Here is a 19,413-nt window from a genome sequence, read left to right as displayed (position 1 = left end):
TTTTTCACCAATGACACAAAGGAAAAAAACTGATTTGCAGCTTGCTTATTTTTCTAACCTCAAAGACACAAAGAACACCAAGAATCTCAAAGATTTTATAGTAAAAGTTTAGCGTCTTTGCGACTTGGTGGTGTTTTTTTAATGCCAGAGGCTGATCGATTATTCAATTAAAACAACTAGAGTTCTCACTACTCAATGTTAAGATCTGCAGAACTTAGTTGTTTGTTATATTGATTATATGGTTTTATTAAACCATATTTACCTTTTAAATATCGCCCCTTTAATCAGTCTATATCATGAGGTTATTAGTGATTATTCTTACAATAATATTATTTCCATGTCAGCCCGAATATAATATTGATACACTTATTGAATCCAAATCTTATAAAATACTTTTTACAAAGTCAGATGCTGAATTTTGCTTTGAAAACATTACAATAAAAGATTTATTCGACTCCATTTTTCAAAAATGTAATGAGGCTGAATACACAGGAGATTATAATATCATTCTTACAAAGAACCAGATTTCAAACTCTAAATTTAAATTAAACATTAAAGGCTTTGTTTGTCCCCATTCGTATAAAGATCGTTTTTATAATCCATTAAACATTTATTATCTCAACGACAGTTTATTCATTGAGAGCAACCTAAATTCTCACAACCCACTGTTAAAATCGGCAGATTTTGGAGAAAACATTGGTATAGACACCTTAACTCATGAGAGTTTAAAAAGTATAGATATAAATTCACTACGCAACATATTACAAAAACATTTAGAAATTTGTTTTTCCGAATACACCAATCCTCCCTTAATTCAATTAATTGCACAAGAAACCATCAATATAAATGAATTGAACGGTATATTTCTATTAGTAATAGAAGAGTATTATAATAAATACACTGAGCTTTCAAAACGTGTTTACAACAAACACTTAGAAGATCTTACTGTAGCTGAACTTGACAGAATTAAAAAAATAATTAATGATGTTGAACTAAATTGTAATATAAGAATCAATTCTATTCAAAGAATAAAAGAGAATGTATTTACAATACCTAAAGAAAATCCAAATTCAAGATAACAAAACTCCAAATTTGCTTTTCACTAGTCCTATTCACAACAATTACTTTTGCCCAAAACAAAGAAGTATATATTATAGGTAAATGGCAAAAAGTTGGAGAAGTAAAAAAGAACCTTAAATTACAACTGGGAACAGCCCCAAAATTTCTAAACCAATTGATGTTAGACTAGCTTTTCTGGATAATAAATATTATTGAAATCAATCAAGGACCAAGAAACTATGAGGCAAAATATCAATTAAATGAAAATTTATAATTTATGGGAAACAGAAAATATCATATACTAAAACTGAACAATGATAGTTTAATATTGAAAGAAGAACATGAATTTCTCTCTAAAACATACAAATACTTTCGAGTTATTTCACACAAAACAAAATAGAACAAATTGTATGAGAATTATTCAGTTAATAATAATAACCCTGATTCTGGGAATAATTCCACTGAAAGCGCAAAAACTTGGTTATATCAATGACTCTGATGGATATACAAATTTAAGAATAGAACCATTTGAAAATTCTAATATCATCAGCATTATAACTAATGGTCAAGAGTTTAGGTTTTATCCCAACCCAAATAACGATTGGTGGAGAGTAGATTATAATTTCCGAACTGGTTACATGCATAAATCAAGAATTAAAGATTATAACAAAGTAAAAGTGGAAATAAGTAGATTCCTTAAGGATTTCTATTTATCCGACAGAGATAATGCAGAACTAAGTGAAGGTAACAATGAAAAATTATTCTTTCTCATCCAAGACTATCCTTTGGCATCTTTAACAGCATTTTGTGAACAGCCCCAAAACATACAATCATTTCTTATTGCTGAGCTTGAATCACCAATACACGATCTCATTGATTTGCAATTAATCTACTCAAGATTAATTAGTCTAAAATCACCGACCTCAAAGTTAAACAAAATTACAGATGCTTTAAAGATTGCAGCTAATAATTTAGGCATGAATCTAATAACCAGTCTGGTCTTTGATTATAATATACCGGATTACAATAGACCAGATAAACATCCAACTATATCAAACAAATACTTTCCTTCACAATTGGAAGGTCATTTAATTACCTTTTATTTAAATCATCCGAAAATTAACACCTATGCAAAGATGTTTTACCAGGGGCAATTTGCAGTTTCTGATGACACTCTGACATTTGGTTTTCTTGATAGTTTATTGACTTCTAATATTGAAACAAAAGCGTTTTATTTGCATGTATTCAATAGTGTATTGGAAGTTGCTGACGGTGCTTTATCTGAATCGATCGGCAGCGAATGTAGAGCATATCTTGAAAAATTCCCTTGCGATTTTATTAAAATTAAAAATAGTATACTATATGCACATAATTACCAAAAATGGATAGATTATGCAGCATACGAATATTATTTCGAGGAAAAACCAATATTGACAATTAATGAAAGTATTGATAGTATAAAATCAAACATACCATCTTTATGTGCAAATCAAACTGAAGAATTAGAAAATATCAGAACTAAATTGATTGAGTACATTAACAATAACAAATAATATATAACCTCTATACTATGAGTATTGAAGTCCCAATAATTATCCTAATAATAGCTCTCCTGATATATTTTCTATCAAAATGGCTATTGAAAAAACTTAACCTAGGAAATGCAAAAAGCAGATGGTATTTAGCAACTATTCCCGCTATAATATTAAGCCCTGTTTTATACGTTGGAATTATTCTTATTTGGATGTTTTCTATATCTTATTATCCCAAAATTGATTTTAATAAACAGGAATGGCACCAAAATAAGGAAGTACGATACAAAATGTCAGAGGACATTATTAATACTGATATGTTGATTGGAAAAACCAAAGAAGAAGTCATTTCAATTTTAGGTGATGATTTTTATATGTATATGAAAGATCATATGATTTATGATTTGGGATTTGTTCCAGGACTTTTTAATATTGACCCGGATGTTTTGGATATTTATTTTGAAAATGGTAAGGTTATAAGAGTCACACAATACGAAACTTAATACTGCTACTTTTCCTCTTATTATGGTCAAAATTAAAAAACAACCTATGCTAACCAAAAAATTATCAGCTAAAGAGATCAATTATATACATAGACATATCATACCTTATCGTGACAATTTGATACTTTCCTTAATTGTATCGTTTTTTATACTTCTAATCGTTTTAGGCATAAACGCTTCTGGCTTTTATGCTGACTCAAAAATGTTTTCGATTATAAAATGGTCTTTAAGTCCATTATTGATCACTATAGCACTCATTGTTTATGTAGTTAAAATTAAATCAATAAGAAAAGATCTTAAAATCGGTACTAAATACTTTATAATTTCAAAAATAGATTCAAAAGCAAATGAAAAATATGGCACATATTCCAGTGGTAACTATTTAGCCAATGGATCATCCAACAGAATGTGCTTGATATTTGATGAATATAAATATTATTGTTCTAATGACGAATATTTAAATTTTAATATAGGTGATAAAATTAATGCTTACGTAGCTCCATTATCCAAAATTGTGTTATCAATAGATAAACCTTAATATTGCACCTATCTCATTGCTTTATATGTCCGAATAAATTTACAGCTTGCTTATTTTTCTAACCTCAAAAAAACGGAGTCCCCAAGGATCACAAAGAATTTATAGGAAAACTTAGCGTCTTGGTGGTAATTTTTTCTCTACTTGCAAGATGCAGACGGATTTTATATACAGCTTACTTATAAACAAAAATGAAAATTTTATTAAAATACCTCATCCTGTTAATAATTATATTAACATCCTACAATTGCAATAATAAGTCGCACAGGTTTAAAGCAATTGGGCTTTCGATTAAACTTCCGGGAAATTATATAAAAATGGAAACCACTCAATTTGAAGATTATTTTAAGAACAATAATATTGCTGATTCTATTATTAACAACAAAGTTATAAACATTGAAAATTTTCTATCCTTAAGAAATTCAATTTATCTTCAGGACACTACAAATATCTATAACAATATCTTATTAATGGGAGTGCCTTATATTAACTTAAATCAAAAATCATTTAAACAAATTAAAAAGGTACTTTATAATTCAGTTAAGAAATCATATCCCACATATCACCTTACAGAGATAAGTAGCACTTTAAAATCAGGCACCTATCCCTATGCAAAACTTATATATCAGATCAATAATTGTTTTGAGGATTTTCAAATCACTTATTATGTTCTTAATAAACAAAACCAATCAAAAATTATAATGATTCACAATCAATCTAACTTATCACTTGAAGACATGATATCAACAATTGAATAAGCAAAAAAAATCATTATATCTAAGCAGAATGGATACTCACCCATAATTCTTATTCCTCAAAAACACATAGAACTCCTGGTTTCAAAAAGAATTTATAGAAAACACTTGGTGTCTTGAGGTAAGTTTTTCTCTCCTTGCCAGACGCTGACAGGTTTAATGTACAGCTTGGATACAAACGCTGTCAGGTCTTCACCTATTATTCCAATTAATCTAAAGACCTATCCATCTATTGATCTAATTTAACTTTGTTCCTTTCTACTTGTTCCTTTCTACCTTTTAACCTTATATTTTCTTATTTTTGATGAAATTTTTAAACCATGGAATTTCAATTTTCGGAGCTTGCCCAAAAGTCATTAATACCATCAGCAATTAATCAACTAACCGCTGAATTTGCAGAAGATTTTAGAGAAGGAAAAGACATTAACTTAGGCGTTGGATATGTGAATGATAAAACCATTCCGGTTGATGCCATCCAGCAAGCATATTCTGAAATTATTGCCGATCCCATTCGTTACCGAAATGCACTGAATTATGGAGGTGCAGATGGATCTCCAAACCTGAGAAACTCTATAAAGAAATATTATTTACAATACCATATCGGCGCTTTGACCGAGGAGGATTTTAATGTCCGGAAAATTTTAATTGGTGCCAATGGTGCAACCAGTATTCTTGATTCCATTTCTGATATCATGAAACCAGGAATTGTGATCACTGCAGATCCGTATTATTATATTTATACCGAAACTTTAGAACGCAAGGGCTTTAAAATTCTGGCTATTCCGGAAGACGAACATGGTTTAAAAACAGATATACTTCAACAAAAACTAAAAGAGATTAATCCGGATGAAATCAGTTTCTTTTATATCGTTACGGTAAACAATCCCAGTACAGTAATCTTATCAACAGAAAGGAAAAAAACTATTGTTGAAATTGCAGAAAATCTGTCGGAAGAAACCAACCAATTAATACCCGTTGTTTTTGATAAAGCTTATGAAGATATCATTCACAACCCTGAATTAATGAATACTGTTTCCGGATTAAAGTTTGATAACATCAATCAGGTTGTTGAAATTGGTACATTATCAAAAATATTAGCCCCTGCTTTACGTATTGGATATATCATTACACCTAATAATGCTTTAGCTGATGCTTTAACTCAACGTACTTCGGATATTGGATTTAGTAATTCCTTAATAAACCAGGAAATATCAAGCTGGCTACTGGATCATTACATACAAACTCAAAAAGAAAATGTAAACAAGGGATACCAGGAAAAAGCTGATTTTATCAAGCAAATGTTTTCTAAATATTTGAGTGATTATATTGATTTCTACACTGGTGGAGATGCCGCTTTTTATTTTTACATCACCTTTAAAAATATAAAAACAGGTAAAGGGTCTAAGTTTTTTAATTACCTCTCGAGAATAACCGGAGATTCGGAAATTGATGGTATCGAAGAAAAAAATCCCCGGCTGATCTATATTCCGGGGACTATATGCAGTAAAGAACCAAAAGCTCAATATCAACTTCGTTTATCCTATGGATTTGAAGAACCTGCCATTTTTGAACAGGCCATCAAATTAATGGCAGAGGCCTGTGAGTATGCAATGAAATAAGGTCACTCTATTAACCCCAAAGAAAAATTCACAAAGAGCACCAATATCAAAAAGATTTTATAGTTATAACTTAGTGTCTTGGTGGTAAATTTTTCTCTCCTAGCGAGACGCTGACAGGTTTGATGTACTGCTTGGTTACAAACGCTGTCAGGTCTAAAAACTAATCACCTTCCACTAGTTCAAGTTTGTAACCAGGACCTTTATCTCCTTACTTTATAATTTTCCAAACCAAAACATCAGCTGTTGAAAGAACCTTTGTTCCAAACAATACTTCAGCTTTTGCTGGAAGTTCCATTGTGTAAGGTTTATGAGAGTAGTTCATAGCAATTCCAAAACCATCTCTGTATTCCACGGTAACTCCTTTAGGATAATTCTCAATACCAATATTTAATTTGCCATATAATTTCTGAAGTACATCATACTCCAAATCACCTTCGTTACTATCTGCTCCAACATAGGTTACCGTACCTTTTCCAAGTTCACTGTACGTAACGGATGGTTTTCCGGCATAAAAATCACCAGAATACTTAGCCCAAACTTTAGTGTTAGTATTTGGCTTTAATACATCTCCCCAGCTTGTCCATGCATACTGATTATCATCCATAACAACCGTATCTGAAGCATAAGGTCGCAACAAATCATAAAACTCAATCTCCCCTCCTATTAATTCGTAAATAGGCTGAGCATGTTTGGCTTCCCACAAATGACCATGTTCATCCTGATGCCCTGTTCGGCACGACATAACAAGGTTCCCTCCTTTTTTCACGTAATCAGTAAGTTTAGCAATCAACGCCAAACTCATTTGCTGATAAGCTGGAACCACAATAACGGGATAATCATTGAAATCCATGTTTGCTCTGATAAAATCAACAGGAGCTCCAAACGATTTTAATGCTTTGTAATATTTCAACACATGCTGCTCCGTATTCCAAACCTGGTTTTGTTTATTTTGATTGATTGCTACTGTGTTATCCGGATCATAAAGTATAGCCGTTTTTCTATTCAGGTATTCATCAGGCACTAAACCTAATGATGCTTTTTTTCTTAAAGTCTTTATTTCCTCAATAAACTGCTGATATTCCAGGCCACCTGAAGTAGGTGTTACTCCATCCGGACCAACAATTCCATAATGATATTGCTCGTAACCATAAATAGGCGCTCTGAAACGATAGGTGCAAGTAAACTGACTACCTCCAGCAAACACATGCCACAACCATAAATGAACGGCACCAGGTAATGGTTGCGAATTGATCGATCCCCAATTCACCTGTCCGGGTTGCAACTCCATAACTCCATAAATAGGTGTTAACGGACGAAAATAATCATTCGACATGGAGATTCTGGAATACTCTCCAACTCTGTAACCTTTGCGCCCAATTCCTTTATGATCGCCATACACCATGTAACGAGTATAAGAAATAAAGTCAAGCTCTTTATTTCCTCCTATGCATCGAGAGTCGTACATTGGAATATAATTGGTCGTAACCCATTGATCGGCTTTTGCATATTTTTTTATCATCACAGCCTGATCGTCCAAAAACGAAGCAGTTTCCTCATCAACAAATCGGCTATGATCTAATTTCTGATACAAATTCATCCCCCACTGACTGTATTGAGGAATATTAATTTCAGAAAAATCAGAATAAGTCCCACTCCAAAAGTTGGTTCCCCATGATTTATTCAATGCATCAATGTTTTGGTATTTATTCTTTAACCAATTCCTGAATCGCTGTTGCGCATCTTTACCATAATCTTGAGTTCCTCGAGGCTCATTATCAACCTGCCATCCTATAATTCTATCATCATTACCATAATGTTTAGCCAATTCTGCAATCATCTTTAAAGAATACTCACGATAATAGTTATTGGAAAAAGAAGCATGCTGACGCGAACCATGATCATCCGTGGTTCCATCTTCATGTAGAATTAATACATCAGGATGTTTGCGTACCAGCCATACAGGAGGTGTAGCTGTTGAAGTACACATGATTACTTTAAGGTGGTACTTATCGGCAATAGCCACAGCCTTATCTAACCATTCAAAATCATATACGCCCTCTTGTGGCTCGAGTTGTGCCCAGGCAAATTCAGCAAAATGGGTAAATTCAAATCCCATTTCTGCCATCTTTTTTAAATCACGATCCCATTGCGACTCATCCCAATGTTCCGGATAATAATAGGCTCCAACTGAAGTTAAATCTTTAGTCGAAAAAAATTCTTTGCTCTTTTGTGCATTAGAAGAGAACCCAATAATTATGGTAAGAATGATTAAATAAACTTTTTGCATGATTGATATTGATATAGATTTTTGAATTAATATAGATAAATAAACAAAAATCCTGGCTCATATCTATGTAATTCCATCAGTAGAAATGTAAAATCATCCTATAATGTGTATTATTGGTTTATTTTGAATTATTATTCTACCAAATCAGAAACAAAAAAAGGACTCTACAATTGTAAAGTCCCTCCTAATACACATATTAATCTAAACCAAATTAATGCGATTTGTATCTATCTATAATCTATACAGTCTATTTATGAGTCATAATATCTAATACCAATTCATCCGTTTGTAACATTCCACTAGAACCAATATCTGTTAGGTTACGAATAGTTTTGTCCACATCCTCATCAGTAATACCCTCCAATGCAGAAACAGATTTATTATCCATTGCCAACATTGATGATAAAGTTGCTGTTGAAACCGCGCTTGAAACCTTAAGCGAACAACTTGGTTTGGCTCCATCGCAAATTACTCCGGCTAAGTTTCCAATCATATTCTTAACCGAATATGCCACTTGTTCTCTATTTCCGCCCATTAAATAAGTGATACCACAACTCGAACCAATTGCAGCTACAGTTACACCACACAATCCGGATAATCTACCAAGGTTACGTTTTATGTAAATCAACATTAAATGACTTAATGTTAAGGCACGAATCAAATCTTCTCTGGAACTCTTATTTTCTTCAGCAAATACCAACACGGGCATTGTAGCTGTAATACCCTGGTTTCCACTTCCTGAATTACTCATAACAGGAATCATAGCTCCTGCCATACGAACATCACAGGCATTGCTGGTAGCAGCTATAATTTTGCTAAAAACATTATCGCCTAAAATAAAGCTTTGAGATCCGCCCTTTAACGTTTTTCCTAAACCGTGGCCAAAAAATCCTTTTTCAGATTCAAGGGCAGCCTGACTATTTAACTTTGCAGCCTCTAAAATGAATGCCAAATCCTCTAAAGGTGTTTGCAATGAGAAATTATAAACAATGTCGAAACTTAAATCTACTTCTTCTTTTGCTTCATCCTGACTGTTATAAGAACTTAACTCATCCAAAAGAATTTCACCGTTTAAATCCATATAAACGATATGCGTATGATTTCCGCAAATAACTACTTTTGAAGTATTATTTTCGCCGTAACAGATAGCCTCAATATACAAACGATCCGGAGCATCTGTTTTTAAGTTTACAAAACATCTTTGCTCACTTACAAATTGCTTTGCTTTCACTAAAGCCTCTTCATTTGAATCTCTTAAAACTTCTAATCCATATTCAGAGTTACCAACCACAACACCCATTGCAATAGCAATTGGTAAACCAATCATTCCTGTTCCAGGGATGCCTACTCCCATTGAATTTTTAAGAATATTTGCACTTAAATGAACCTCTGCTTTATCTACAGTTTCATTTAATATTTCTTTTGCTTTAGTTATGGCAAAAGCAACAGCTATTGGTTCAGTGCATCCTATAGCAGGAACAACTTCCTTTTGGATCAGATCAATTATTTTTTTTGAATCTATTGTGTTCATCGGTAAAAATATATCTTATAAAATCAGATGTAACAGTGATGTTAAATCGTTTATATTATTAAGACACATAATTACGGAAAAGGGGTTACTCTAAAAATGATTATTTTTCTGATTTTTACATGATTTTTACCCATAAAAAAGCCTCTCGCTTATTAAAAGGAGAGGCTTACCCCCAAGGGAACAGGGGGATAAATTAATCACACACTATTTTTTCTCTTGACGTTATTTTGTTATTTCATTGGCTTATTAAAGTCGAAATGTTCAATTTTCAACCTGTCCTTACATCAGTGTTTTTACATCTTTACGCATAAACAACAGGTACGAAAAAAAGAAGCAAAGGATGGTGCCAGCAATTAATCCAACAAATTGGGGCCAAACTAATAGCAAACTCTGAAATACCGGTAATGGTGTTGGAATGGCACCCTCCATCTGCTCCATACTTAAGGGACCTAAACTTCGTACTTGTGGACTTAATAATACATTTGTTATATCTGTAAATAACTGGTTCGGCGTAATCCTCAATATCGCCAGTTTTGTTTGTATTCCTGAAATAGAAAGTTTTCTTCCTGCAGGAATTATAATACTGAATACAACATTAACCAGAATAGAATAAAAGACGGTAAAAAACAACCAGATACTAATTCCGGATAATGCTGAGGTTGAGGCTTGTTCAAATTTAATAGACAATAGAATTGATAAACTCAACCAAAAGGAAACATAAACAATTGAAGCTATGGTAAAAAGCAAAACCCGGGTAAACTCTTCAACTGTTGGAGCGATCCCTATTGAAATAATACCAATTCCCATCACTAAAAAACTCAGCAACAAAAACATCATGCTAATGATAATTAGTGATGCTGTGAACTTTGCTGTTATTAAAAAGTCGCGAGGGATGGGTTGTGATAAAATTCTGCTTATTGTTCCTCTGCTATATTCTGAATTAATAGCATCAAAACCTAAACTAATTCCTAATAATGGACCAAGAAAACTCAGAAACACGAAATAAGGAGGCATTTTACCATCGCTAACCGTATATAATTTTAAAAAGGCAAATGCATCATCTACTTTTGATTTTTGCAGTGCATCAGCAATATTTTGTAAAGAAACATACAAGGAACCCAAACATGTTAATCCTATAATGATCACCAAAATACCAAAGCGCCAACTTCGTATATGATCTGCAATTTCTTTTTTTACTATAATCCAAAATGGATTTACTTCGCCTTTTGAATGAGATAAAACAGACGATCCCATAAACGTACTAATGGCTTGTGAATTATGACTCATGATGATCTCCTCCTTCAAAGTATTTATCGTAAATTTCATCTAATCCATATTCCTTTTTATTTAAATAGGTCAGATCCAGATGTTGATTCACAATGGTTTTAGCCACGTAAGAACTCATGTTGTTTTTACATTCCACAATCAGTTCCTCATCATTAAACTGAACTCCGGATACTTCTGGATTAGAAAGTAATTGTCTTTTCAGTTCCTCTTTTTTATTGCTGTATTCATTATTATTATCATATCTGACACCAGCAAACACTCTGGCACTTTGATCACCAAACAGCTGAGTTGACAAACTATCCACATCGCCAGATGCAATTAACTGACCGTTGATAAAAAGACCAACCCTACTACAAATATGCTGCACCTGATGTAAATGATGCGACGAGAATAGAACCGTTACACCTTTCTCCTCACTTAACCTTTTAATTAAATCCAAAAACTCTTTCATTCCTTTAGGATCCAAACCTAACGTAGGTTCGTCCAAAATAATTACTTTGGGATCTTTAATTAACACATCGGCCAGGCCAAGTCTTTGTTTCATTCCTTTTGAAAAAGTCCCGGCCTTTTTATTTCTTTCATTATGCAAACCCACTAATTTTAATAGTTGCTCAACTTTATCTTTAGCGGTTGCTTTTGAAATTCTATTTAGTTGTGCGGTGTACATCAGGTTTTCAAAAGCCGTCATTTTATCATAAAATCCTACATCTTCAGGTAAGTATCCTACACATTCTTTCACTTTAATGGGGTTCATGTTCGATAAAAACCCATTAACTTTAACGGTTCCGGAACTTGGTTCTGTCATTCCTAAAATCATTCGGATTGTGGTTGACTTACCAGCACCATTCGGACCCAATAAACCAAACACCTCTCCCCTTTCGATATTTAAATTGAGGTTATTAACCACTTTTTGAGAACCATATTGCTTCGATAAACCCAATATCTCTATCATATGATTGCTCATCACTTACCTCCTTCCAAACTTGACAAATAATAAGATAACTCCTCCCAAAGAAAGAATGATAATAAACACTCCCATCCAGGCCCAAAGCAATGATGTTTTTACTGCTACACGCATGCTCATTTTTGACGAGACTTCAGGAATTTTAGCTGTAATATTGGTAATATAATCGCCAGCAACAGAGTTATCACTTGCTTCAATAATAGCATCAACCTTACTATATTCACCTGGCGGAATTGACTCTATTTCTTTAGGTTCAAACCTAACTTGCCATCCCTTTGGTTTTGAAGCATCCAGCTTTACGTTTTTTAAGTCGGCTGATCCGGTATTTTTTACAACAAACTCAACCATCTGTTTTCCTCCTGCAGCAATTTTTGTACTTGCTAATCCCTGAGGTGTTGTTAATTCCATTTCATAAGTCCCGGTAATAACCACCTCCAAATCTAATTCTGATGATGTATTTTTATTAACAGCGCTAACAGGTATCTTATAGGTTCCTTCTTTTACATTGTGCGGTGGTGTTACATCTATAACAACATCCTTTTTTCCATTAGCTTCTATTTCTACAGAAGTTGCTTGTTTGTGATTTGGCTTAAAAACAACAGTCCATCCTCGGGGTGCGTTACTCATTAAAGAATAAGTCTGATCATCTCCTGTTGCATTAACAATAGAGGTATTGAATGAAAAGTCAGACTTTGAATGTCCCTGCATATTTTTCTGCTTTGACGAAAACTCCGTTTTGAAATTGCCTTGCTTAGATACATTGATCACAAGTGGCAACTTAGCTTCTCCGGCTTTTACATAAAGCGTATAATTCCCCTTGTTTACCTTTAACGGAACATTTAATTTTAATTTTAGGGCCTGATTACTATTGGCTTTAACTGCAATTTGTTTTACATCGTAAGAGCCTGATTTTAATGAATAACTCCACGATCGGGGTATTCCGGAAATAGCTAAATCACAGAACTGAACCTCTGCTCCATGATTAAATACTTCTAAATTATAAGTTACCGTTTCGCCAGGAGACAGCGAAACCTTTGTGTTTGAGGTGTAGATTTCAACTTGATTGGCAGCCTTTAATCCCAACACTCCCAACATAAACATTAAAGCACTAAACATTAATACCTTAATAAAAAATGGTTTCTTTTTCATAGTTACCTAATTCTTACTAAAATTATTAAAACACATACACAACTTCAGAGAGGAAATAAATCCCGCTCTGAAGTATTATTATTAACAAAAACCTTTTTTCTTTTAAGTCGAAAGACTATATCTATGAAGTACCATCATCATTTTAAATATTAACAGTAACAATATTTTTTAATAATGAATTTGATAAACCAAAAATAGAAGATATTAGATATGGAAAGAAAAATTCACCCGACTTTAACCTGATTTTAACCATTGTTAGAAGCATGTAAAATACACTATCTATTAACCGAATATTTTACTATTTTTGAAAGAAATATTATTCAACTAAATATATTATTATGATTTTAGGAGTCTGTGAATGGTTAAGTTATAAATTAGGTTATAGAGTTGGAATGATAAGACTGGCATTCCTGATTGCCGCATTATTTTTTGGTACAGGTGTTGGTGTATATCTAATTTTATGGATCATTAAAACTCTTTTGAATTAATATGTCTGGAATATCCAACCTGATTCTAATATTCCACCGAAAATTTCACTTTAAGATAAAGGAGATTGCATTTTAATTGTTAATCACCTTAAAACACTTACTACTGATACTGAATATAAATAGGTTTTGGCTTCAATTCTAATATTTCTTCAGGCCTCATCATTCGAAATGGTGGTTGTTTTAAATCGTTTATATAAAACAACTTAAACCCGGTAAACTGAACCGGTTCCTGATATATAAAATCCCGGTAGGTACTCTTTTTTAATCCAGGTCGTCCCCAACCATCCATATTAATAACAATTTGCACTTCAGAATACAATTGTATTTGTTCGCAGTTTCTTACCATGGACTGAGTAAACCGATGAACCACAAATACCTTTGGTGGCAAACGATATTTCTTCACTAAGCCAGACAGATAATTAGTACAGAAATTAATATCCTCAGCTGTTACATATCCTTTAACAGTACCGGGAACATTTCCCTCTTTCATTGAAAACTCAGGATCAAGGCCTAAATGCACATTGGGCATTTTAAGATATGCTTCTAACAATGGCACTTCAATATTAACAGTACTATGACCCGGCTGTATGTCTAAAAACACGATAGCATTTCCCATTTGAGCAATAGTAAGCACAGAATCTATTTGATTTGAAGGCATTCGATAACGATATTGTCCATCTTTCATCGGATTATTTTGAGCTACCACTGCAACATAATGGAGTGCAGGCTGAACTGGAGTTAGAGAATCAGCCTGTTCCCAGTTTTGAACCTCCTCATTTAACTTCTCCCATAATTCATCTGGAGTATATTTGCCTAAAACACCCATTTTTTTTGAATATAAATTTCCGTAAAAAGCAACGATTCGTTTATAGGGTAAGATAGCTCCTTTTAATGGATAAGGTTGTGGATAAACAGGCCACTTTCCGCTGGTGTCATTGTTTGCCAGTTGTTGTAGGCGCTTCAAATATTGAACAGAATCGACCTGGCTTCCATTCATTCCACAATTCTGGACTGGTTGAATATTTGTGGACTGCATCATTAAACCAACAACTGATACAAGCAAGGTAAAACCAATTCTATTTATAAATGACAATAAGCTAACAATTGTATTCTGTTTCATTAATCGTCTGTATAAATTCATTAGACAACATCTGCAGCGGATAATGAATTATTTTACTCTAATCCATTTGTAGGCGGGCAATCCTTCGGGCCAGGGCGTACAATCTATTTATCAGTTCAATCAATTCTGTTTCAAATCGAATAATTGCAATTCTATTTGTATCCTTTAATGATAATCTGTTTACCAATCGTTCTTTTATGGCAATCATATTGTTTTTGAAAGCTTTCTTTTGTGAGATGATATCTTTGGCCATTTCCACATTATTTGTTTGATAGGCCTGAAATGCATCCTGCAGAGTTTGAATGCTCTGTTTGTATATATCTTCAAAACGTTCTTTTGTATCATCACTAACATTAAACTGATATTCTATTCGATGCTCCGCTGCCTCAACCATGTCTGTTGTAATCAGGTCAGCAGCTGCTTCCAAAATATTGGTGATTTCCATTTGATTTTTGATTCTACCGGATTCTTTATGATCAATTTCCTGTTGCTGCAATTGCTGCAAATAGGATAAGATTTGTTTTTGTTGAAAATCAATAATCTGATCTGATATTCTCAATTTTTCAAGATCAAATGAAGTTCCTGTCAATGCCACAGAAAGGGCCGTTTTTAATACAATATTTGTTTTATCAAAAAGTTTGTTCAGCTCTTTATCTACCAAATCAATTGCCATACTGGTATGTTGCAAATAGTATTGATCCAACAAAATTATTTCATCATTTTCTTCATTGGTCTGCGCTGGAAATACTTTATTAATTAAAAGGGCAATGGGTCCTGTAAAACCAATCATCAATGCTGCATTTACCACATTAAAAATAGTGTGTGCATTTGCTATCTGTCGGGGTAAGTTGTTGGGAGTTATTTGTTCTGTAATAAAAGCCAGCTGGGAAATAAACCACACCCATAACAGGGCACCTATTATTTTAAAAAGAATATGAGCTATAGCCACTTGTACAGCTGTTCTGGGTTTTCCAATAGCAGAAAGAAAAGCTGTTACACAAGTTCCTATGTTAGCTCCAATTACAATTGCTATTCCCCCCTGACTAGCAATTAAATTTTGAGAAGCTAAAACAATTACAACACCCGTAGTAGCAGATGAACTTTGAATGATTGCAGTAAAAACTGTTCCTATTAATATTCCTAAAAGAGGGTTATTTAATCCATGCATGATTTCAATAAAAGGAGGATATGTTTTTAGTGGTTGCATACCTTCACTCATGAAATTCATACCTAAAAAGATGAGACCTAGACCAAATAGGATCTTCCCTAATTCTTTATTCTTTTTATGACCAGATATTACTGTAAATAAATATCCTAAAACAACCAAAAGTAAAGCTATTTTGGTCACTTTAAAAGCTATAATTTGTGCTGTAATTGTAGTTCCGATATCTGCACCTAAAATCACTCCCAAAGTGCTCTTAAACGTCATCACACCTGCCGAAACAAAACCAACTGCTAAAACTGTAGTAACAGATGAGGATTGAATAACTGCTGTAATACTTAGACCTGCCATCAATCCTTTCCATCGGGTGGATGTCATTTGATGAAGGAAGTACTTTAATCTCTTACCCGCAGAATCCTTTAACGCTTTCGTCATTACATCCATGCCGAAAAGAAACAGAGCCAAACCGCCTATCACCGTGTAAATTAATATCATCCAATTTATAGTCATAGCTCTTTCTCTACAATATAACATTAATCAGCTTGTTCCTTGTTCCCTTCTCCCTACTCCTTGTTCCTAATATACTTTCGGAATATGCGTCTGCTCATCTTTGGGAGGTCTCATATAACCTTTTTTATCCTGCAGAGGTGGTAATTTTATTTTCTTATAATTCACCTCTTCATAAGGAATCATTGATAACAAATGAGAAATACAGTTTAATCTTGCCTTCTTTTTATCATCGCCTTCTACAACAAACCAGGGAGCTTGCTTAGTATCAGTATAATTAAACATGTTATCTTTGGCAATTGAATAATCTATCCAATGGGTACGCGAAACCATATCCATCTCACTAATCTTCCACCTTTTTAACGGAGTATTAATACGTTCTTTGAATCGTTTTTCCTGTTCTTCATCACTTACCGAAAACCAATACTTTATCAAAATAGTTCCTGAACGAATCAACATTCGTTCGAACTCAGGACAAGCTCTTAAAAAATCCTCGTATTCATCATGAGTACAAAAGCCCATGACTTTTTCAACACCAGCGCGATTATACCAACTTCGATCAAACAACACCATTTCACCAGCTGCTGGAAGGTGCGTTACATATCGTTGAAAATACCACTGTGTTTTTTCTCTTTCGGTAGGAACTGGTAAAGCCACCACTCTGGTTACCCGCGGATTTAACCGTTGTGTAATTCGCTTAATCACACCTCCTTTACCGGAAGCATCTCGTCCTTCAAAAATCACTACTACTTTTAAACCTTCTTGTTTAATCCACTCCTGCAGTTTAACCAATTCCAGTTGAAGCCTGTCTATTTCTTTAAAATAGTACTCTTTATTTATTCTACCATCTTTTTCATATACAGGTGCTGATTGATGTTTATCATGAAGATTTTTTCCCATAATTCCATTTATTTATGAAGCTCACATATAATTTACTAAAAATATGCGACTATGAATTCATCTAATAATTAAAAGAAAAATGAAAAAGACTTTTTATATAGTTATTTGCAGAACTTTTTGAGTAACCCCAGCTTATTGTTCATACAAACATTTAATTTTTTATCAAAAACATATATCTATAATGAAACTTTGCCGTATAGGTTAAAAATTATTTCAGCGTATATTAAAATGAAGAAGTTATTACTTATTGCTACAGTTATATTTATATCTGGTTTAACATTAAAAATTCAAGCCCAAGAATCTGTAAACACCTGCATCTTAAATGCAAAAAGATTGCAGAGAAGCATGAACGACAGGTATTTTAAAAACTTTAGAACATCGTATGAAGAAGCACTTAAAGATATTGCTGAAATAGAAGCAAAAGCTTCATCCTCAGAATTTGGTAATGATTTAATTGCTGATCATGCTGAAGAATGGATAAAACTAAATCAACAGTTAAGCAAATTTGAAAATGGTAATATTTCTTACAAAGGAGAAACCATTCAATTAGAATTAAAAGACTATGAACCTGTTTTAAAAGAAGCAAGAAAAAAAGCTTCTAAAGCACATTTTGATGAAGCAATACAAATTATTCAGGCTTCCAAAATATTTGAAAACCGTAAAAAAGCCATTCCTCATCTTGATAAAGCGAAACAATATGACGAATCATATACTACACAGGTAAAAAACAATAAAGCGTTAATATACTATGAAGAGGCATTGAGGATATATAATCAGGAAACAGATTTTATATTAAAAGAAGATGCGGTACCTCTCTTTGAAAATGCACTGCATGAAAAAAATCCTTATAAAGATTCGAAAGAGTTATTGGCTAAATTATATTCTGATGAAGCTGATTTACTCTATGACTCTAATAAATTTGATGATATAAAAAAAGCGATTTCATATTATAATAAATCTGCATCGTATGTATATAACTACAATGGTGCTAGTGGAAAAATTTTAGGTGTAAAGCAAAAAGCTGCATCCTTGCTCTATGAACAAGGATTAAAAAAAGAACAAACACTATCTTTTAAAGCACAAAAAGAAGCTGGCAATCTCTACAAACAAGCAAATATGTGGAATCCAGGCTACAAAGATGTTGAAGAAAGAATTAAAGCTACTTCCATTAAGTCCACTTTAAATGTTATAATCACAGACAATGCAGGTGGAGTTATTACAAAAAATCCAACAACCAACGAGATATTCTCACAAACAAATGACTACATTTCTCTTCCTATTATTAAAACTCCTGTTATCAATTTAGAAAATATTGAAGACTGCATAACTGTTGCAAAAGAATTGGGATTTGGTTTTATATTGATGCGAATAGATACAAACAGAATTGCATATACATACAAAGGTGTCATTACTGATACTGAGGCAAAAACCATTGAAAGATTCTTTTTAAACAAAAGAAGTATCTCAACTGGTAAAACATCTGAAAGTGAGATTTCAAAACAAGAATACACTGAAGGCTTAAAGGAACAAAAAGCTACTGGAAGACAATCCGATTCCAGATTCAGGTTATCTTATAAGTCATATACAGGAACTCATTCTACTATTACCAGCAAAGCTGTAGTTGAAGTAAGTTATCCTTTTGAAATTTGGGATGTAAGAGACCCAAACCATATGACAAAAATAACTGATATTATATATTCAGAAGAGATATCTGATAAAAAAGTAAAAACAACTTATAGTGGAAGTATGAAAATAAAACCGGAATTAATAAATGAAGGTTCGTTAATGACTCAAAATGAGTTAATGGAAATAGCTAACAAACAAAAGCCATCTATATTTTTCATTCTAAACTCCTATGAGGATACAATTATAAAAGTGCTAAATCAAATTGAATACAAAACATCTAAATTGTATCAATAAAAAAGGATATGTAAGTATAACTCTGTCTGATTGATTTAGATTATTCAAATTAAATTATCTTTTTTCTTAAAACCAATTCTCAAAAGCTTTATTGA

Annotated in this window: 16 protein-coding genes; 8 read left to right on the top strand and 8 right to left on the bottom strand. The window is 32.9% G+C overall.

Going from position 1 to position 19,413, the window contains the following annotated elements; translation table 11 throughout:
- Positions 1 to 296: 296 nt before the first annotated feature.
- The 6 genes from OM075_RS05200 to OM075_RS05175 all read left to right on the top strand — a co-directional run bounded on the left by OM075_RS05200 (position 297) and on the right by OM075_RS05175 (position 6,003).
- Positions 297 to 1,079, top strand: coding sequence for a hypothetical protein (locus tag OM075_RS05200; RefSeq protein ID WP_301189422.1), 783 nt, complete (start codon positions 297 to 299; stop codon positions 1,077 to 1,079).
- A 390-nt stretch (positions 1,080 to 1,469) separates the two neighbouring features.
- Positions 1,470 to 2,612: an SH3 domain-containing protein gene (locus OM075_RS05195; RefSeq protein ID WP_301189421.1), complete on the top strand. Its 1,143-nt coding sequence runs from the start codon at positions 1,470 to 1,472 to the stop codon at positions 2,610 to 2,612.
- An 86-nt stretch (positions 2,613 to 2,698) separates the two neighbouring features.
- A complete protein-coding gene (locus tag OM075_RS05190; protein WP_301189420.1) occupies positions 2,699 to 3,094 on the top strand; it encodes a hypothetical protein in 396 nt (131 codons plus the stop codon).
- Positions 3,095 to 3,296: 202 nt separating this feature from the next.
- On the top strand, positions 3,297 to 3,632 hold the full coding sequence (locus OM075_RS05185; protein ID WP_301189419.1) for a hypothetical protein: 336 nt from the start codon (positions 3,297 to 3,299) through the stop codon (positions 3,630 to 3,632).
- A 188-nt stretch (positions 3,633 to 3,820) separates the two neighbouring features.
- The gene (locus OM075_RS05180) at positions 3,821 to 4,387 is read left to right on the top strand and encodes a hypothetical protein (protein ID WP_301189418.1); all 567 of its coding nucleotides are present in this window, start codon (positions 3,821 to 3,823) and stop codon (positions 4,385 to 4,387) included.
- A 317-nt stretch (positions 4,388 to 4,704) separates the two neighbouring features.
- Positions 4,705 to 6,003, top strand: coding sequence for a pyridoxal phosphate-dependent aminotransferase (locus tag OM075_RS05175; protein ID WP_301189417.1), 1,299 nt, complete (start codon positions 4,705 to 4,707; stop codon positions 6,001 to 6,003).
- A 208-nt stretch (positions 6,004 to 6,211) separates the two neighbouring features.
- Here the strand turns inward: OM075_RS05175 and OM075_RS05170 are convergent, their stop codons facing one another.
- From OM075_RS05170 to OM075_RS05150, 5 genes are all read right to left on the bottom strand, one after another.
- Positions 6,212 to 8,290 carry a beta-galactosidase gene (locus OM075_RS05170; RefSeq protein WP_301189416.1) on the bottom strand — a complete coding sequence of 693 codons (2,079 nt, stop codon included), beginning with the start codon at positions 8,288 to 8,290 and terminating at the stop codon, positions 6,212 to 6,214.
- A gap of 247 nt (positions 8,291 to 8,537) precedes the next feature.
- The gene (locus OM075_RS05165) at positions 8,538 to 9,821 is read right to left on the bottom strand and encodes an L-cysteine desulfidase family protein (protein ID WP_301189415.1); all 1,284 of its coding nucleotides are present in this window, start codon (positions 9,819 to 9,821) and stop codon (positions 8,538 to 8,540) included.
- Between the two features lie 279 nt (positions 9,822 to 10,100).
- The gene (locus OM075_RS05160) at positions 10,101 to 11,147 is read right to left on the bottom strand and encodes an ABC transporter permease (RefSeq protein ID WP_301189414.1); all 1,047 of its coding nucleotides are present in this window, start codon (positions 11,145 to 11,147) and stop codon (positions 10,101 to 10,103) included.
- A complete protein-coding gene (locus OM075_RS05155; RefSeq protein ID WP_301189413.1) occupies positions 11,098 to 12,060 on the bottom strand; it encodes an ABC transporter ATP-binding protein in 963 nt (320 codons plus the stop codon). Before OM075_RS05155 ends, OM075_RS05160 begins: the two co-directional genes overlap by 50 nt.
- A 15-nt stretch (positions 12,061 to 12,075) precedes the next feature.
- Positions 12,076 to 13,221: a COG1470 family protein gene (locus tag OM075_RS05150; protein ID WP_301189412.1), complete on the bottom strand. Its 1,146-nt coding sequence runs from the start codon at positions 13,219 to 13,221 to the stop codon at positions 12,076 to 12,078.
- 338 nt (positions 13,222 to 13,559) lie between these two features.
- On the opposite strand from OM075_RS05150, the gene OM075_RS05145 reads away from it, so the two are divergent.
- A complete protein-coding gene (locus OM075_RS05145) occupies positions 13,560 to 13,709 on the top strand; it encodes a PspC domain-containing protein (RefSeq protein WP_301189411.1) in 150 nt (49 codons plus the stop codon).
- Between the two features lie 100 nt (positions 13,710 to 13,809).
- Here the strand turns inward: OM075_RS05145 and OM075_RS05140 are convergent, their stop codons facing one another.
- The 3 genes from OM075_RS05140 to ppk2 all read right to left on the bottom strand — a co-directional run bounded on the left by OM075_RS05140 (position 13,810) and on the right by ppk2 (position 17,398).
- Positions 13,810 to 14,829, bottom strand: coding sequence for an arginine repressor (locus OM075_RS05140; RefSeq protein WP_301189410.1), 1,020 nt, complete (start codon positions 14,827 to 14,829; stop codon positions 13,810 to 13,812).
- 58 nt (positions 14,830 to 14,887) lie between these two features.
- Positions 14,888 to 16,486, bottom strand: a complete 1,599-nt coding sequence (locus OM075_RS05135) for a Na/Pi cotransporter family protein (RefSeq protein WP_301189409.1) — start codon at positions 16,484 to 16,486, stop codon at positions 14,888 to 14,890.
- An 81-nt stretch (positions 16,487 to 16,567) separates the two neighbouring features.
- The gene (ppk2, locus tag OM075_RS05130) at positions 16,568 to 17,398 is read right to left on the bottom strand and encodes a polyphosphate kinase 2 (protein ID WP_301189408.1); all 831 of its coding nucleotides are present in this window, start codon (positions 17,396 to 17,398) and stop codon (positions 16,568 to 16,570) included.
- A gap of 228 nt (positions 17,399 to 17,626) precedes the next feature.
- Between ppk2 and OM075_RS05125 the strand changes: the two genes are divergently transcribed.
- On the top strand, positions 17,627 to 19,318 hold the full coding sequence (locus OM075_RS05125) for a hypothetical protein (protein WP_301189407.1): 1,692 nt from the start codon (positions 17,627 to 17,629) through the stop codon (positions 19,316 to 19,318).
- The last annotated feature ends 95 nt before the right edge of the window (positions 19,319 to 19,413 follow it).

This window comes from Plebeiibacterium sediminum (assembly GCF_026013605.1).
Taxonomy (GTDB): Bacteria; Bacteroidota; Bacteroidia; order Bacteroidales; family Marinilabiliaceae; genus Saccharicrinis; species Saccharicrinis sediminus.
The sequence above is the reverse complement of the archived record's forward strand: the minus strand, read 5'-3'. Positions and strand labels throughout refer to the sequence as shown.

Excerpts from the sequence above, each read along its gene's own strand:
- OM075_RS05200 (WP_301189422.1), top strand. The coding sequence starts at position 297 with ATGAGGTTATTAGTGATTATTCTTACAATAATATTATTTCCATGTCAG.
- OM075_RS05195 (WP_301189421.1), top strand. The coding sequence starts at position 1,470 with ATGAGAATTATTCAGTTAATAATAATAACCCTGATTCTGGGAATAATT.
- OM075_RS05185 (WP_301189419.1), top strand. The coding sequence starts at position 3,297 with ATGTTTTCGATTATAAAATGGTCTTTAAGTCCATTATTGATCACTATA.
- OM075_RS05180 (WP_301189418.1), top strand. The coding sequence starts at position 3,821 with ATGAAAATTTTATTAAAATACCTCATCCTGTTAATAATTATATTAACA.
- OM075_RS05175 (WP_301189417.1), top strand. The coding sequence starts at position 4,705 with ATGGAATTTCAATTTTCGGAGCTTGCCCAAAAGTCATTAATACCATCA.
- OM075_RS05170 (WP_301189416.1), bottom strand. The coding sequence starts at position 8,290 with ATGCAAAAAGTTTATTTAATCATTCTTACCATAATTATTGGGTTCTCT.
- OM075_RS05165 (WP_301189415.1), bottom strand. The coding sequence starts at position 9,821 with ATGAACACAATAGATTCAAAAAAAATAATTGATCTGATCCAAAAGGAA.
- OM075_RS05160 (WP_301189414.1), bottom strand. The coding sequence starts at position 11,147 with ATGAAATTTACGATAAATACTTTGAAGGAGGAGATCATCATGAGTCAT.
- OM075_RS05155 (WP_301189413.1), bottom strand. The coding sequence starts at position 12,060 with ATGATAGAGATATTGGGTTTATCGAAGCAATATGGTTCTCAAAAAGTG.
- OM075_RS05150 (WP_301189412.1), bottom strand. The coding sequence starts at position 13,221 with ATGAAAAAGAAACCATTTTTTATTAAGGTATTAATGTTTAGTGCTTTA.
- OM075_RS05145 (WP_301189411.1), top strand. The coding sequence starts at position 13,560 with ATGATTTTAGGAGTCTGTGAATGGTTAAGTTATAAATTAGGTTATAGA.
- OM075_RS05140 (WP_301189410.1), bottom strand. The coding sequence starts at position 14,829 with ATGAAACAGAATACAATTGTTAGCTTATTGTCATTTATAAATAGAATT.
- OM075_RS05135 (WP_301189409.1), bottom strand. The coding sequence starts at position 16,486 with ATGATATTAATTTACACGGTGATAGGCGGTTTGGCTCTGTTTCTTTTC.
- ppk2 (WP_301189408.1), bottom strand. The coding sequence starts at position 17,398 with ATGGGAAAAAATCTTCATGATAAACATCAATCAGCACCTGTATATGAA.
- OM075_RS05125 (WP_301189407.1), top strand. The coding sequence starts at position 17,627 with ATGAAGAAGTTATTACTTATTGCTACAGTTATATTTATATCTGGTTTA.